Origin of the sequence: Burkholderia cepacia GG4, assembly GCF_000292915.1 — a bacterium.
GTDB classification, from domain to species: Bacteria; Pseudomonadota; Gammaproteobacteria; order Burkholderiales; family Burkholderiaceae; genus Burkholderia; species Burkholderia cepacia_D.
This window is the reverse complement of record NC_018514.1, coordinates 472837-486925: the sequence shown is the minus strand read 5'-3', so window position 1 is coordinate 486925 and position 14089 is coordinate 472837. Positions and strand designations below refer to the sequence as shown.

The 14089-nt window shown below is 65.5% G+C and carries 12 protein-coding genes and 1 pseudogene; 7 read left to right on the top strand and 6 right to left on the bottom strand.

The genetic code is table 11. The features are described from left to right. Positions 1-31: 31 nt before the first annotated feature. Positions 32-625 carry a hypothetical protein gene (locus tag GEM_RS30205; RefSeq protein ID WP_014898788.1) on the bottom strand — a complete coding sequence of 198 codons (594 nt, stop codon included), beginning with the start codon at positions 623-625 and terminating at the stop codon, positions 32-34. Positions 626-736: 111 nt separating this feature from the next. Next, positions 737-1060 (bottom strand): hypothetical protein, encoded by a 324-nt coding sequence (locus tag GEM_RS17955; protein ID WP_041490902.1) that lies wholly within the window; start codon positions 1058-1060, stop codon positions 737-739. A gap of 221 nt (positions 1061-1281) precedes the next feature. On the opposite strand from GEM_RS17955, the gene GEM_RS31900 reads away from it, so the two are divergent. After that, positions 1282-1683, top strand: coding sequence for a hypothetical protein (locus GEM_RS31900; RefSeq protein ID WP_187293268.1), 402 nt, complete (start codon positions 1282-1284; stop codon positions 1681-1683). Between the two features lie 1253 nt (positions 1684-2936). Here the strand turns inward: GEM_RS31900 and GEM_RS17950 are convergent. Beyond that, positions 2937-3863 carry an AraC family transcriptional regulator gene (locus tag GEM_RS17950; RefSeq protein ID WP_014898785.1) on the bottom strand — a complete coding sequence of 309 codons (927 nt, stop codon included), beginning with the start codon at positions 3861-3863 and terminating at the stop codon, positions 2937-2939. A 181-nt stretch (positions 3864-4044) separates the two neighbouring features. Here GEM_RS17950 and GEM_RS17945 point away from each other — a divergent pair, with 181 nt between their 5' ends. The 5 genes from GEM_RS17945 (at position 4045) to GEM_RS17930 (ending at position 8706) form a co-directional block, all read left to right on the top strand. Beyond that, positions 4045-4506 carry a (2Fe-2S)-binding protein gene (locus GEM_RS17945; RefSeq protein WP_014898784.1) on the top strand — a complete coding sequence of 154 codons (462 nt, stop codon included), beginning with the start codon at positions 4045-4047 and terminating at the stop codon, positions 4504-4506. A 2-nt stretch (positions 4507-4508) separates the two neighbouring features. Further along, complete coding sequence (locus GEM_RS17940) at positions 4509-6719, top strand: xanthine dehydrogenase family protein molybdopterin-binding subunit (protein WP_014898783.1); 2211 nt, start codon at positions 4509-4511, stop codon at positions 6717-6719. Positions 6720-6819: 100 nt separating this feature from the next. Further along, on the top strand, positions 6820-7221 hold the full coding sequence (locus tag GEM_RS31895) for a hypothetical protein (RefSeq protein WP_187293267.1): 402 nt from the start codon (positions 6820-6822) through the stop codon (positions 7219-7221). 395 nt (positions 7222-7616) lie between these two features. After that, positions 7617-8015: a winged helix-turn-helix domain-containing protein gene (locus GEM_RS17935; RefSeq protein ID WP_014898782.1), complete on the top strand. Its 399-nt coding sequence runs from the start codon at positions 7617-7619 to the stop codon at positions 8013-8015. A 28-nt stretch (positions 8016-8043) separates the two neighbouring features. Continuing rightward, on the top strand, positions 8044-8706 hold the full coding sequence (locus tag GEM_RS17930) for a lytic transglycosylase domain-containing protein (protein WP_080599439.1): 663 nt from the start codon (positions 8044-8046) through the stop codon (positions 8704-8706). A 57-nt stretch (positions 8707-8763) separates the two neighbouring features. Here the strand turns inward: GEM_RS17930 and asnB are convergent, their stop codons facing one another. The 3 genes and pseudogenes from asnB to GEM_RS17915 all read right to left on the bottom strand — a co-directional run bounded on the left by asnB (position 8764) and on the right by GEM_RS17915 (position 12864). Continuing rightward, positions 8764-10731 (bottom strand): asparagine synthase (glutamine-hydrolyzing), encoded by a 1968-nt coding sequence (gene asnB / locus GEM_RS17925; protein ID WP_014898780.1) that lies wholly within the window; start codon positions 10729-10731, stop codon positions 8764-8766. 239 nt (positions 10732-10970) lie between these two features. Continuing rightward, positions 10971-11794 (bottom strand): annotated as a pseudogene (locus tag GEM_RS17920) (FHIPEP family type III secretion protein); the annotation flags it as partial. A 236-nt stretch (positions 11795-12030) separates the two neighbouring features. Beyond that, positions 12031-12864, bottom strand: coding sequence for a helix-turn-helix transcriptional regulator (locus GEM_RS17915; RefSeq protein WP_014898779.1), 834 nt, complete (start codon positions 12862-12864; stop codon positions 12031-12033). Positions 12865-13144: 280 nt separating this feature from the next. Here GEM_RS17915 and GEM_RS17910 point away from each other — a divergent pair, with 280 nt between their 5' ends. Beyond that, positions 13145-14053: a helix-turn-helix transcriptional regulator gene (locus GEM_RS17910; protein ID WP_014898778.1), complete on the top strand. Its 909-nt coding sequence runs from the start codon at positions 13145-13147 to the stop codon at positions 14051-14053. Positions 14054-14089 lie beyond the last annotated feature (36 nt).

Below are 14089 nucleotides of genomic sequence, written 5' to 3'. Positions count from 1 at the left end.
GTCGCTGGGAAACTGGTCCCCCAACACCCTGTTAAGGACTGCTTGCAGTCGCGCCAGAACTGCCCTGGCTGCCGCCCGATGCGGATGGCGATCCGGCCGGACCGGTGCCCCACACGGTGGACGAGTTGTAGTGGTTCGAACCGGCGATCGTGCCCGACCCGCCACTGCCCGTCACGCCGGCGGCACCTGCATTGGCCGTGCCGTTGTCGTTCGCACCCGTTGCCGTGTAGTGGTTCGCGCCGAGTACGATCGTGGCGGTCACCCCTCCCGACAGAGCATTTGCGTTCTCGCTCGTGTTGCTGGTTCCACCGAACGAGCCTGCGGCGCCGATACCGCCGCCTGCTGCAAACGCACCGCCGTTCGTGCCGGAGCCGCTGGCCGTCGAAGTCGAGTTGTGGTAAGCAGATGCCGTGCCGGCGGATCCTGCGGGTGTGACGGTACTTCCAGCGTTTGCGCCCGCTACCGAATTCGAATTGCTCGTATAACCGCCGGAGCCCACCAGCACCGAACCGGAGACGCCTGCTGCAACGGATTGCGTCTGGTTGAATGTCGACGACGGACCGGCAGCCATGACGGCTGACGAGAGGACGGTGAGCGCTGCCGCTAAAAAGACGTTGGCTTTCATAGCAATTCCTTGCTGTGAGGAAGTTCAGTGGCAAGGCCCGCCGGGCCGCTCTTACGGAGCGTGACCCGGCAGCCGTGCCACCAGCCAATGACGAACGCTATGCGCCGCGGCTTAGTAGTGGATCGTCCAGCCGTTCGAGCCGGCAGTCGCGCCGCTCATGCCACCGGCTTGTGCGCCACCGAAGCCGAAGCCGCCCACCGTCGACGTGTTGGTGTGGTCCGTGAACGAGACCGCACCGCTGCTGCCGCCACCGGCCGTCGCGCCAGCTGCGCCGAGTGCAGCGCCCGAATCGGTCGCGGTGAAGTGACCGAATCCGGCAACCCCGGCCATCGTTTGGCCTCCGCTCGACGAAGCGCTGGTCGATACCGTGCCGTTCGCTGCGAACGCTGCACCCGAAACCGCCATAACTGCTGCTGCAATCAGAAGCTTCTTCATGGTCGACTCCATAACGGCGTGGACGGAACAAGCAAGGAAAGCTGCACGCCTTCAACTTCCCTGCCATGAGCAATCCTCAAAAATAAGGATCACTATCCAATTACAAAGTATCGACTCATCTCGAATCCGAGATCCCGCGATTTTTGCCAGTCGAAGTTTAGGTTCGCACTTTTATTTTTACGAACTTTTTTAGATATATTTTCGATAAGGCGTATGAGTCAATGCAATTATCGAAAGCAAATTTCATCACGATTCCGGAATCGTTAGATTTCCATTCCGAATCATTTTCTTTTCGATACCAGCATTGCGACATGCCGGCATGCGGCACCCGCCTCAGCAATCAAAAATGCGCGAATATAATTGCCCGCCGCAAATGCAGCGCCGTTGCAAACGCCAGCCTCAGCCGGACGCCAACGGATATGCATCACAATCAGGCGGCATCGTTTCTCCCTGAGCAACCGGTCAAAATATCTTCCGGGCAATCCGGCCAATGGGCGTCCGATCTAGTCCAGCCAGTGCCGGTATTGGCCCGGCGCAATCGAAACGGCCCTGCACGGCCGAAGACGAATCGGCATCAAGCTGTCCGGCACGAACAGCCTGTTCCATCCGGGGAAACTGAATAAAGGTGAGCACCGCTGTCGGCTGGTTGCCGCACGAAGCGACAGATGCTCCAGTGCGCGCAACGTGCGGATGCCGTGAATCCGGCGAAGAGGAACCCGCGAAGCTGGCACTGCGTCGCGAGTCTTACCCCAAACTGTCCGGCCACCCCACCGTTGCGTGAAGAATGCGCGGATCCAGTTACTGCGATTGGTCTTCATCGCCATTTCCCCGACTGCTTATTGACGAGTTGGCCGCCCCCCATCCTTGTTACATCTGGTCGACCGCTCGCCGGTGCGTCCAATATTGCAAGCGGCATGCCACGCGTGATTCCACCGCCCGTTGTGCGTCGTATACCGACCGCTATACCGAGCCCTATCGCCAGGAACCGCACTTTTTGTTTCAGGAATGTATCGCAACAACGGTCGGCAACATGGATCGATCATTGAATGCCGAGAAGCAATGCCGTAAATGACGGACGAGTGCGGCGCACCGGGCCTCGTGAAGGGGGGCGGTGAACGCGTGTTTCAAACTTGAGAACTGCCCCGCCGCACGTCCCGGCCGATGTGCGCTTTGCCGCCCGCAAATCGCCTGCTGAGGCCCGTTCGACGCCCCGCGGTACCTTGCGGATCGCGCTTCGAATCACGCGGAAGCCGTTATCGCGGGGCCGACGCGGCGGGCATCGATACGCCTCCAGGTGTGCGCACCGCACAGACCCGAAACGCAATTGATTCATCCGTGAAAATACCGACGGGATCACTTGTAGATCGACAGCGCGAGCGAACCCTTCAACACGCCTCATCGACTTTTACTTTTGTCATTCAACTCGAGGACATCCAATGCCGACAGCCATCGCGTTCAATGCGCGGATCACGCTGGCCTCGCGCCGGATCGGACGACCGCGATACGCGACAGAAACATTTTCCGAATCGGCATCGACCGCAATTCTCTTTGCTGAAACTTGCTCGTGCAGCGCTCGATTTACCGCTGAAAACCCGCTGTAGCGCGACTTTCTTGCGCATTTCGAGAGGCTGGTTCGTACCGGGCCGGCAGATGGCGCACCCGTTCATCCGTCGGCAGGATGCATGCATGAAACGGAAGCGCGTGCAGCGCGCGGCTGCACGATCCGATGCCCTGATGGCGTATGTATTCGGCGTCGCTGGCACGCTGCTTGCCCGGGATCCGATTCCGGTGCGCGGCCGGTGAACGACGTGCCGGGCTGCGAAGCGCCGCGTCATTCCTGATAACCAGCGTCATCGCGACATGGCCGGTGGCGCCGCTACGTGCCCAGCAGTTCCTTCTTGCGCAAGTGCACGACGTCGCGCATCGGCGGCGCGCCGAACAGCCGGCTGTATTCGCGGCTGAACTGCGACGCGCTTTCGTAGCCGACGGTCGCGGCTACCGAGCCGACGTCGCCGCCCTGCCTCAACAGCAGCCGCCGTGCCTCGTGCAGCCGCAGCTGCTTCTGGTATTGCAGCGGGCTCAGCGTGGTCACGTGCTTGAAGTGATGATGGAGCGACGACACGCTCATGTTGACCGCCTGCGCGAGTGTCTCGACGCGCATCGGCTCCGCGTAGTGATCGCGGATCCATTCGATCGCGCGCGCGATCCGGTGCGTCTTGCTGCCGGCGACGGCCATCTGCCGCAACCGCGTGCCCTGCTCGCTCGTCATCAGCCGGTACAGCACTTCCTTTTCGATCAACGGCGCGATCACCGGAATGTCGGCCGGCATATCGAGCAGCCGCAACAGCCGCAGCGCGGCATCGAGCAGCGGCGGCGTGAGTGCGGCGAGCGCGATGCCCTCGCCTTCGGGGCCCCCATCGGGCTCCGGCAGCCGCATCTCGGCCGCGAACTCGACGATGCGCTGCGGATCGAGCGTCAGCGACAGGCAAAGGTACGGTGCCTCCGGCGAAGCCTGCGTCACGCGCGAGAGAATCGGCAAGTCGATCGACGTAATCAGGCAGTTCTGCGAGTCGTATTCGTAAGCCTGGCCAGCCACGATCACGCGCTTCGCGCCCTGCGCGGCGATCACGAGCGCGGCCCGCGACACGCCACAACCGAGATCGACCGGATGCGTGTGCCGGTGCAGCATCAATGCCGGCACGGCGGTCGAGTGGGAGCCGTCCACCGGCGCGAAACGGCCGATCAGCGTCGCCAGTTCGCGCCGCCCGGATTCGCGCGATTCCGCGATATCGGTCATGTCCATGACGGAGTCCTCGATTCAATTCCCTGAATCGCGGGAGCATAGCGAAACGCTCCGCAGCGTGCCGGGGATTTGCAGGATTGTTCAATAAATTTGCAGGATTGGGTAGACGCAAAATTCGACGGGTCGCGCACACTGCCCGCTGACCTGGCCCATGCCGGGTTTTCCCCACGGAGACAACACAATGCCCACCTCGTTTGTCCTGAACGGCAAGAGCGTCACGCTCGACGCCGATCCGTCGATGCCCGTCCTCTGGGCGATCCGCGAGCACGCGGGGCTGACCGGCACGAAGTTCGGCTGCGGCATGGCGCAGTGCGGCGCGTGCACCGTCCATCTCGAAGGCCAGGCCGTGCGCTCGTGCGTGCTGCCGCTCGCGGGCATCGCGGACAGGCACATCACGACGATCGAAGGCCTGCAGAGCAAGCCCGCGCAGGCCGTGCAGGCCGCCTGGGTGAAGCTGCAGGTGCCGCAGTGCGGCTATTGCCAGTCCGGCCAGATCATGTCGGCCACCGCGCTGCTCGAACAGAACCCGAAGCCGACCGACGCGGACATCGACGCCGCGATGAACGGCAACATCTGCCGCTGTGCGACCTACGCCCGTATCCGGGCCGCGATCCACGACGCGGCCGCAACGCTGGGAGCCTGACCATGACGATCGAACTCGACCATCCCGGTTCGGTACGGCCATCGCGTCGTACGTTTCTGAAGGCCGCGGGCGCCACGGCCGTCGTCAGCCTGACGATCGGCTTCGAATGGGCCGGCCTCGGCCGCCGCGCGCTCGCCGCCACGGCACCCGCCGCCGACTTCGCGCCGAACGCGTTCCTGCGCATCACGCCCGACGGCGCCGTCACCGTGATCGCCAAGCACGTCGAACTCGGCCAGGGTGCGTACACGGGCATCGCGACAATCGTCGCCGAGGAACTCGACGCCGACTGGTCGAGCGTGCGCGTCGAAAGCGCGCCGGCCGACGCGAAACGCTATGCGAACCGCGCGTTCGGCACGATGCAGGCCACGGGCGGCAGCTCGGCCATGTCGAACTCGTGGCAGCAGCTGCGCGAAGCGGGCGGCAAGGCCCGCGCGATGCTCGTGTCGGCCGCGGCGGCACGCTGGAAGGTGCCGGCCGGCGAGCTGGCCACCGCCAACGGCGTCGTCAAGCATGCGAAGAGCGGCAAGACGGCCGCCTACGGCACGCTGATTGCCGATGCGTCGAAACTGCCGGTGCCCGACAAGGTCACGCTGAAGCAGCCGGCCGACTTCAAGCTGATCGGCCAGCGCATTCCGCGCGTCGACGCAGCCGCGAAATCGAACGGCACCGCGCATTTCACGCTCGACACGACCTTCCCCGGGATGCGCGTCGCGCTGCTGCAGCGCCCGCCGCGCTTCGGCGCGACGGTCAAGTCGTTCGACGCGTCGGCCGCGAAGGCCGTGCCGGGCGTGGTGTCGATCGTGCAGGTGCCGCGCGGCATCGCGGTCGTCGCGACCGGCTTCTGGGCCGCGAAACAGGGCCGCGACGCGCTGAAGGTCGAATGGGACGAAACGAACGCCGAAAAGCGCAGCTCGGACGAGCTCATGCGCGAATACCGGGAGCTCGCCACGAAGCCCGGCGTGTCGGCGCGCAAGGACGGCGATGCCGACGCGGCGATCGCGGGCGCCGCGCGCAAGATCAGCGCGACGTACGCATTCCCGTATCTCGCGCACGCGCCGATGGAGCCGCTCGACGCGGTCGTCAAGCTGACGGCCGACAGCTGCGAGATCTGGGCCGGCGACCAGTTCCAGACGGTCGACCAGGGCAACGCCGCTCAGGTCGCGGGCCTGAAGCCCGAGCAGGTGCAGATCCACACGCTGTACGCGGGCGGCAGCTTCGGCCGGCGCGCGAACGCGTGGTCGGACTACGTGGTCGAGGCCGTGTCGATCGCGAAGGCGCTGGGCGCGGACGGCAAGCCGCTCAAGCTGCAGTGGACACGCGAGGACGACATCCAGGGCGGCTTCTATCGCCCGATGTACTTCCACAAGCTCGATGCGGGGCTCACCGCGGACGGCCGGCTGGTCGGCTGGCGCCACCGGATCGTCGGCCAGTCGATCCTCGCCGGCACGCCGTTCGAGCCGTTCATGGTCAAGAACGGGGTCGACGCGACGTCGGTCGAGGGCGCGACGAACCTGCCGTACACGGTGCCGAACGTGTCGGTCGAACTCACCACCACCAAGGTTGGCGTGCCCGTGCTGTGGTGGCGCGTGGTCGGCAGCTCGCACACGGCCTACGCGGTCGAGGCGTTCATCGACGAAGCTGCGCACTCGGCGGGCAAGGATCCGTACCTGTTCCGCCGCGACCTGCTCGCGAAGGAGCCACGGATGCGCGCGGTGCTGGAGCTGGCCGCGCAGAAGGCCGGCTGGGATCCGGCGAAGCCGCTGCCGAAGGGCCGCGGGCGCGGCATCGCGGTGGCCGAGGCGTTCGGGAGCTATGTCGCGCAAGTGGCCGAGGTATCGGTCGACGCCGACGGCAAGGTGAAGGTCGAGCGCGTGGTGTGCGCGGTCGACTGCGGGATCGCGATCAATCCCGACATCGTCGCCGCGCAGATGGAAGGCGGCATCGGCTTCGGGCTCGGCGCGGTGCTGCACAGCGCGATCACGCTGAAGGACGGCCACGTCGAGCAGCGCAACTTCGACGGCTACCACGTGCTGCGGATGGCGGAAATGCCGAAGGTCGAGGTGCACATCGTGCCGTCGGCGGAAGCGCCGACCGGTGTCGGCGAGCCGGGTGTGGCACCGGTCGGGCCGGCGGTGGCCAACGCGATCTTCGCGGCGACCGGCAAGCGGCATTATGTGCTGCCGTTCGATTCGGGCGATACGGCGAAGGCTTGACGGGCCAACGCAACACCGGCCGCCGAAGCTCGCCCGGAACAATGGTCTCTCCGCCCTCGGTGAGTCGCTCATCCGCAGGCAAACAGGAAAAGAACCGCTCGTGGATGGCCGAGATTCGCGCAGGCTCAAAAAGCGCGGCGACCGGAAGCGCGGCCCATTCTTCCTCGAGCGCCGCTTCCGTTGCGATGTGCGCGACCGCGAAGCGCTGCTTCTTGCGCTCGACAATATCGCTCGAGTAATCCCGATGAAGCGCGGCCTCGATCTTGGCAGGGGTCGTATGCTGACCTTCAATCTTGTTCGTGTAGTACGAACTCATTGCGCGCAACCGGGGAACGAGCGCACGAGCCAACGGGGTACCCCGCACGGCGAGCAATCGCTGCGACGAATCGACGACTTGTGCGGCCTGGTCAAGCAGCGGATCGAGAACACGGTCCTCGGGAAACAGCGGATCGAAGGTAGCAACGGTCGTCATGCTTCGCCGTCGGGTTTGATGCAGGGTTGAATGTAGGGTTTGATGTCGCCAGTTATAGCGGCTTATGTTCATGATTTATATGAATTTTATTAAACCAACAGTCAGGTCTGATGTAGGGTTCCGTGGAAGGTTTATTTTGCTCGGCTTTACACCATGCCTGGCAAGGGCGTCGGCACTGTCATCGACTCCTTCCCCACGTTACGCCGCCCGTAACACCCGTAACGTTCCCGGTTGATGCTACGTAACAATCCTTCAATATTGCTCCGACCCTCCCGAAGCTCCGCCACGCGTCCCGCGTTAAATATTCTTTTAGATTCAAGGCTAGCGCGCTGCCCACGCCGCCCCTTGGCCTGATAGCCCGTCCCTGGCCCGGAAGTTGCGGTACATGCCCTGCAAACACTCCTTACGGACATGCGAGGGCCAACATGGATTGCAAATACCTGTACATCGACAATATAAAAATCAACTTCGTGCGCCGCACGATCGAAATCGACAACAAAGTCGTCGACGTCACGCCGCGAGAATTCGACGTCGTCGAATTCCTGCTCGACAACATGAACAAGATCGTGCCGCGGCAGGCGATCCAGGAAGCGGTCTGGGGCCGCGAACTCGGTGTGTCGTCGCGCACGCTCGACACCCATATCTCGCGTATCCGTTCGAAGCTGCAGCTCGATCACGACAAGAACCTGCGGATCATCCCGATCTATGCGGTCGGTTACCGGCTGGTGCTGTTCGGTGCGGCCATGACGCACGTCGAACGCCACGACGCGGCGCCGATCCTGCGCGCCGCGCCGCACGCGGCGCTGGCCGCCGACTACGCGTAACGCGTAGCCGCTCACCCGCGCGCCGCCGCTGCGCGGCGCGCCGAATGTCGCCCCCGACACGCTCGCCGCGCTGGTGCGCACCGAATCGGGTTTCAATCCGTATGCGATCGGCGTGGTCGGCGGCCACCTGACGCGCCAGCCCGCGTCCCTCGACGAAGCGCGCGCGACCGCGAGCGAGCTGGCCGCGCGCGGCTTCAGCTACAGCGTCGGCCTCGCGCAGGTGAACGAGCGCAATTTCGTGAAATACGGCCTCGACGACACGACGATGTTCGAACCGTGCCGCAACCTGCGGGCGGGCGGCGCAAGCCTGACCGAATGCATCGCGCGCTCGTCGACCACCGGCCGTCCCGCGGAGGCCGCGTTGCGCGCGGCACTGTCGTGCTACTACAGCGGCAACTTCACGACGGGTTTCTCGAGCGGCTATGTGGGCCACGTCGTCGCGAGCGCGCAGCGCAATGCGCGCGAAGGCGGCGTCGAACCGATTCCGGTGGTCAGCGATACGCCGCCGCCCGAGCGCCGCCGGTGCATGGACGCGGCCGCGACCACGCCGCCGGAACGGGCGCGCCGGCTCGCGTCGCCCGCCGCATCCGCCGACGCGCCGTCATGCCATGCACGCCCGGTGTTGATGATGTGCCGCGGATTGCCGGCGAGCGACGCGAAACGGCTGTGCGTGCGCTGTCTCGATCAGTGAGCGTCGGCGCAACGCCGGCATGAAGTGACGCGCCGCAGCGCGCTGCGTCATCCCGCATCAGGCCGCGCGCTGTGCCTCCAGCCAAGCCTGGAACATCAGCACCGTCCATAGCTGGTGCTGCCAGTTCATCCGGCCCGACTGGTGCTGCCGCCACAGACGCTCGACCGCCTGCACGTCGAAGAAACCCTCGTCGCGCAGCCGCGACGGCTGCAACAGCGCGTCGGCCCAGTCGCGCAACGCGCCGCGCAGCCAGTGATCGACCGGCGCGCAGAAACCCTGCTTCGGCCGGTCGATCAGCGCCGACGGCACGTACCGGTCCAGCAGCCGGCGCAGCAGCGCCTTCGACTGACCTTCCGGCAAGCGCACCGACGCGGGTACGCGCCACGCGAATTCGACGACGTGATGATCGAGGAACGGCATGCGCGTCTCGAGGCTGACGGCCATCGCCGCACGATCGACCTTCGCGAGGATGTCGGTCGGCAGGTAGGTGAGCGTGTCGATCGCCATCGCCTGCTCGGCGAAGCTCAGGTGCGCGGGCCACGCGGACACGGTATCGAGCGGCGTCGGCGGCTCCTGTCCGGCGAGCGCGAGGCGCTCCGGATGATGCACCGACGACATCAGCAGCCGGTACAGCCCGATGCGGCTCTCGGCCGTCATCACGTGGCCGAGCTTGTGCAGCCGGTCGCCGATGCGGGTTGCCGATTCGCGCGCTTCCACACCGCTCCACGCGCCCTGCGCGACGGCCGCGAGCTGATCCGCATGATCGGGCCGCAGCGCATGCAGCGCGGCGGCGATGCGCGCGCGCACCGCCGCCGGTACGCGATGCAGCTTGCGCCACAGACGCGGCGTCAGGAAGTAGCGCGTATAGCCGCCGAACAGTTCGTCGCCGCCGTCGCCGGACAGGCTCACCTTCACGTGCCGGCGCGTCAGTTCCGACACGAGGAAGGTCGGAATCTGCGACGCGTCGGCGAACGGCTCGTCATAGATCGTCGGCAGCTTCGGCACGACGCCCAGCGCGTGGTCGGCCGTCACATAGAGTTCGGTATGCCGCGTGCCGAGATGGCGCGCGACCGCCTTCGCATAGCCGGCTTCGTCATAGCCGGCCTCGTGGAAGCCGATCGTGAACGTGTCGACCGGTTTCGTCGACTGAGCCTGCATCAGCGCGACGATCGCCGACGAATCGACGCCGCCCGACAGGAACGCGCCGAGCGGCACGTCGGCTTCCATCTGCCGCGCGACGGCCTGGCGCAGGACCGCGTCGAGCTGCCCGACGGCTTCGTCGGCGCTGCCCTCGAACGGCTGCTCGCGGCCCGCTTCGATCGCCTGCTCGAGCGTCCAGTACGCGCGCAAGCGCGGCATGTCGCGCGCATGCTCGAACTGGATGAAAGTGCCCGGCGGCAGCTTGCTGATGCCGCGATAGATCGTATGCGGCGCGGGCACGCTCGACTGGCGCAGGTACAGGCACAGCGCGTCGCGATCGATCGTGCCATCGAAGCCCGGATAGGCGCGCAGCGCCTTGAGCTCCGACGCGAATACCAGCGCTTCGCCGATCCGCCCGTAGTAGAGCGGCTTCTCGCCGATCCGGTCGCGCGCGAGCGTCAGCACCCGCGACGCGCGATTCCACAGCGCGAACGCGAACATGCCGGTCGCGCGCCGCAAGGCCGCCTCGAGGCCCCACGCGACGATCGCCGCGATCAGCACCTCGCTGTCGGAGTGGCCGCGCCACGCCGGTGCGCGACCCGCGCGCTCGAGCTCCGCGCGCAACTCGCGATGGTTGTAGATTTCGCCGTTGAAGACCATGACGTAGCGACCGCACGCGGATGCCATCGGCTGCCGGCCATGGACCGACAGATCGACGATCGCCAGCCGCCGGTGGCCGAGCGCGATACCGGCTTCCGGGTCGACCCAGAGGCCCTGCCCGTCCGGCCCGCGATGCGCGAGGCTCGCCGTCATTCGCGCGAGCGTGCCGCGCGCTGTCTCCTCATCGAAGGCGACGCTATTCAGAAAGCCGTCGATTCCGCACATTTGATTTGTTCGCCCCTGTTGACCTGTTCCGTCACCCTCGGCGCAACCTCGCGGCCCGCCGTCCGGCTGACGGTCGAGCCATATTACGAAGAAATAAATCAGCAATAATTCATGGGTGAATTCCGGTCAGCAACGGAAAAAAGCCAGCGTCAAGCGCCGCGTGCGGCCGAACAGGCGGACGGAAAACAGGTCCGCATCACGGCGCATTGGTGGACCGGGCGCAATCCGGTGTTCCGACCCCGACACGCGACGCGCGTCGTCACGATGCCCGCCGCGATCGACACCAGCAGCGACGGAATCTACGACGCCATCCCGTCGCCGACCGTCAGGATCGCGTAGCGCTGCAGCGCCTTGCCGATGTCCATCCCGTGCATCAGCGTGCCGACCGCGATCCCCGCGACGATGTTGATGAACGCGATCACGAGGCCCGCGATCGCGTCGCCCTTCACGAACTTCATCGCGCCGTGCATCTACGATTCCTGCTCGAGCTTTTCGCGGCGCTCGCGCGCTTCGTCGGCGCTGACGATGCCCGCACGCAGGTCCGCGTGGATGCTCATCCGCTTGCCCGGCATCGCATCGAGCGAAAAGCGCGCACCGACTTCGGCGACCCGCTCCGAGCCCTTCGCGATCACGATGAACTGCACGACGGCGATCACGAGGAACACCACGACGTTGTTGCCGACCACGAGCCGCCCGAACGCGTCGATCACGTGGCCGGCGTTCGCGTGCAGCAGGATCAGCTTGCACGACGCGATGTTCAGCGCGAGCCGGAACAGCGTGGTGAACAGCAGCAGCGCGGGAAACGACGAGAAGCTGACCGCCGACGGCACATAGGTCGACACCGTCAGCAGCACGACGCTTGCGGCGAGGTTCAGCTCAGCGAGATCATCCCGTCGAGCGCGGCCTGCGGCAGCGGCAGGATGAACAGCGCAGCCACCGACACGATGAACGCGGCGAGAAACAGGTCGGCGCGCGGCGATGCCCCGAGACGCCGCCCGGACACGCTGCGGCCAGCGGAAAAGATCCGCTGCCAGTCGCGCGGGAGCGCCTTCGGTGCTGCCATCGTGCTGTCGTTGTCGTTGTCGCCGACGCGCGCGGGCCGTCATGCCCCGCGTCGCGCGGACCGTTGAATGGGACGAGTGTAGCGACGCGAAACGGCGCAAAAAGGGACGCGCCTCGTAGCGTCCACGCGGTTTTGCGGCCACGCTCGGATCGGACTACGAAACCCGGCGGCGCCTGCGCGCGCGTTCCGCCGGAACCGCTTCCATCGCGCGGCGGGCGCCGCGCGGACAGACGGGATCAGGACTCCAGACGACGTGCGGCGAGATACGCGAGCTGCGCGCGGTTCTGTACGTTGAAGAGTTTTTCGAGCGAACGGATATGGTGACCGACCTTGTGCAGCGAAGTGCGCAGCGCGCTCGCGATCTCCTGGTCGGACAGACCGTGCACGAGACGCTCGAGCACCTGCTGCTGCTCGTCGCCAAGCGCGAAGCCGCGCATGCGCGCGATGCGCGCCTCGAGAAACGGCAACGCGACGCGATGCACTGCGAGGCTCACCGACAGCGCACCACCCATCACGCGATCGTCGATCCATTCGGTGCCGTGGGTTTCCGACGTCACGTTCACCGCGACGCGCAGGTCGAGCCGCGGTGCCGACAGGCTGAAGATCACGCCGCTGTTCATCGCGTGCGCACGCAGATGACCCGCCAGCGCGAGCACCTTGCGATCGCCGCTGCCCTGCGCGGCCGCTTCGATTTCGTCGAGCCGCCACGCGACCGGAAAGCCGCTCTGGCGCACCTGCGCGAAGCGCGGATCGTTGTCGTAGAGCATGCCCTCTATATACGGTTGCATGAACGTCGCGGGTGCGAGGTCGCGCAGCAGATGCGCGCACAGGATCCGGCGCCCGATCATCTCGTATGCGCCATAGCCGAGCGTGCTGAAACCGATTTGCCGCAAGCGGGCATGGCATTGCGTGAAATCGACAGGAGTCGGGTCGGATTTACCGGGCGTGATTTGAATGCCGGTAAAAACATCGCGCTCGATTGGATGAATTTCTTTCGAATAAGCAGCGGCAGCCGCGATATCGGCTTGCGAGAACCACTCGACGCGTGGCGCGTCGTCAGCATATGTCATGAGGAGCCCACCCTTTCCCAATATGTGAACCTGCCCCGTCACGATTTGGTCTTTTCTTTATGATTTTCTGGTCGTCTCTATATCCGCGCGAATATGAACCTTTCGCCGGCATTAGTATTACGGCATATTACGCGCACACCGGCATTTTTGTACAATGCCCCCGCGTTTGGTCAGGCTGACGATCGGCGCATATCAAAACGATGCTCGACCGCACCGCCGCGGCCGCCGTGCACGACACGGCCGCCGCCAGGCGATGCGCGTCGATTCCGAGGGATGGCTCATGTCCGATATTGCATTGCATGAAGAAGCGGTCGCCCCAACCATGTTGTCCCGTCCGTCGCAGCGGACGGCCGCCGGTGCCGACGCGTCGAGAGCGCGCCCGGTGCAGGTCGTCTGGTGCGACGACGTCAAGCGCGGCGACGTCGTGCAACCGAACGCGCCGAAGCTCGGCGTCGCCGATACGCTCGCGCACGCGCAGAGCACCGCCGAGCGCAACCGGATCGTCGCCAGCCTGCTGCACCTGACGGGCTTCTCGACGTTCGCGTACTTCGCCCTCGAATTCTCGCGCGAGCGCGTCGAGAGTCTCTACCTGCACGAGGCGTTCACACCGGCCACCTATCGCGGTGACTACGTGCGGCACAACCATCACGACATCGACCCGCGCACGCTCGGCGCGCGCGTGTGCAACATGCCGATCGTGTGGGACCTGCAGCAACTGCGCCGCGAACACCGCGAACGCGACGACGGCCCGTGCGTGACGCCGGCCGCGCTCGACGGTTTCCTGCAGACGATGCAGGACGACGGCATGTGCAGCGGCATCATGTATTCGATGGCCATTCCCGGCACGCGGCTGCATGCGTTCATGAGCTTCACCGCACCGCGCCGCACGCGCGAATGGATCACGCCGGCGACGATCGAACAGGCGCTGTCGATCGGGCTGTCGGTCCACAAGTTCGCATCGCCGCAACTGATCGCGACGTCGCGCGAGCGCACGGTCAACGGACTCACGCCGTTCGAGCAGGAGCTGCTGCTGGGTATCGCGGAAGGCGCGTCCGACAAGGAGATCGGCCGGCGCCTCGACACCAGCGCGCACAACGTCGACTATCACCTGCGCAAACTGCGCAAGCGCTTCGGCGTCGCGAACCGGATCCAGCTCACGTACCTGACGTCGAAGCTCGAGCTGATCTGACGCGCGCGGCGTACCCGCGTAAACGCACATGCCGGC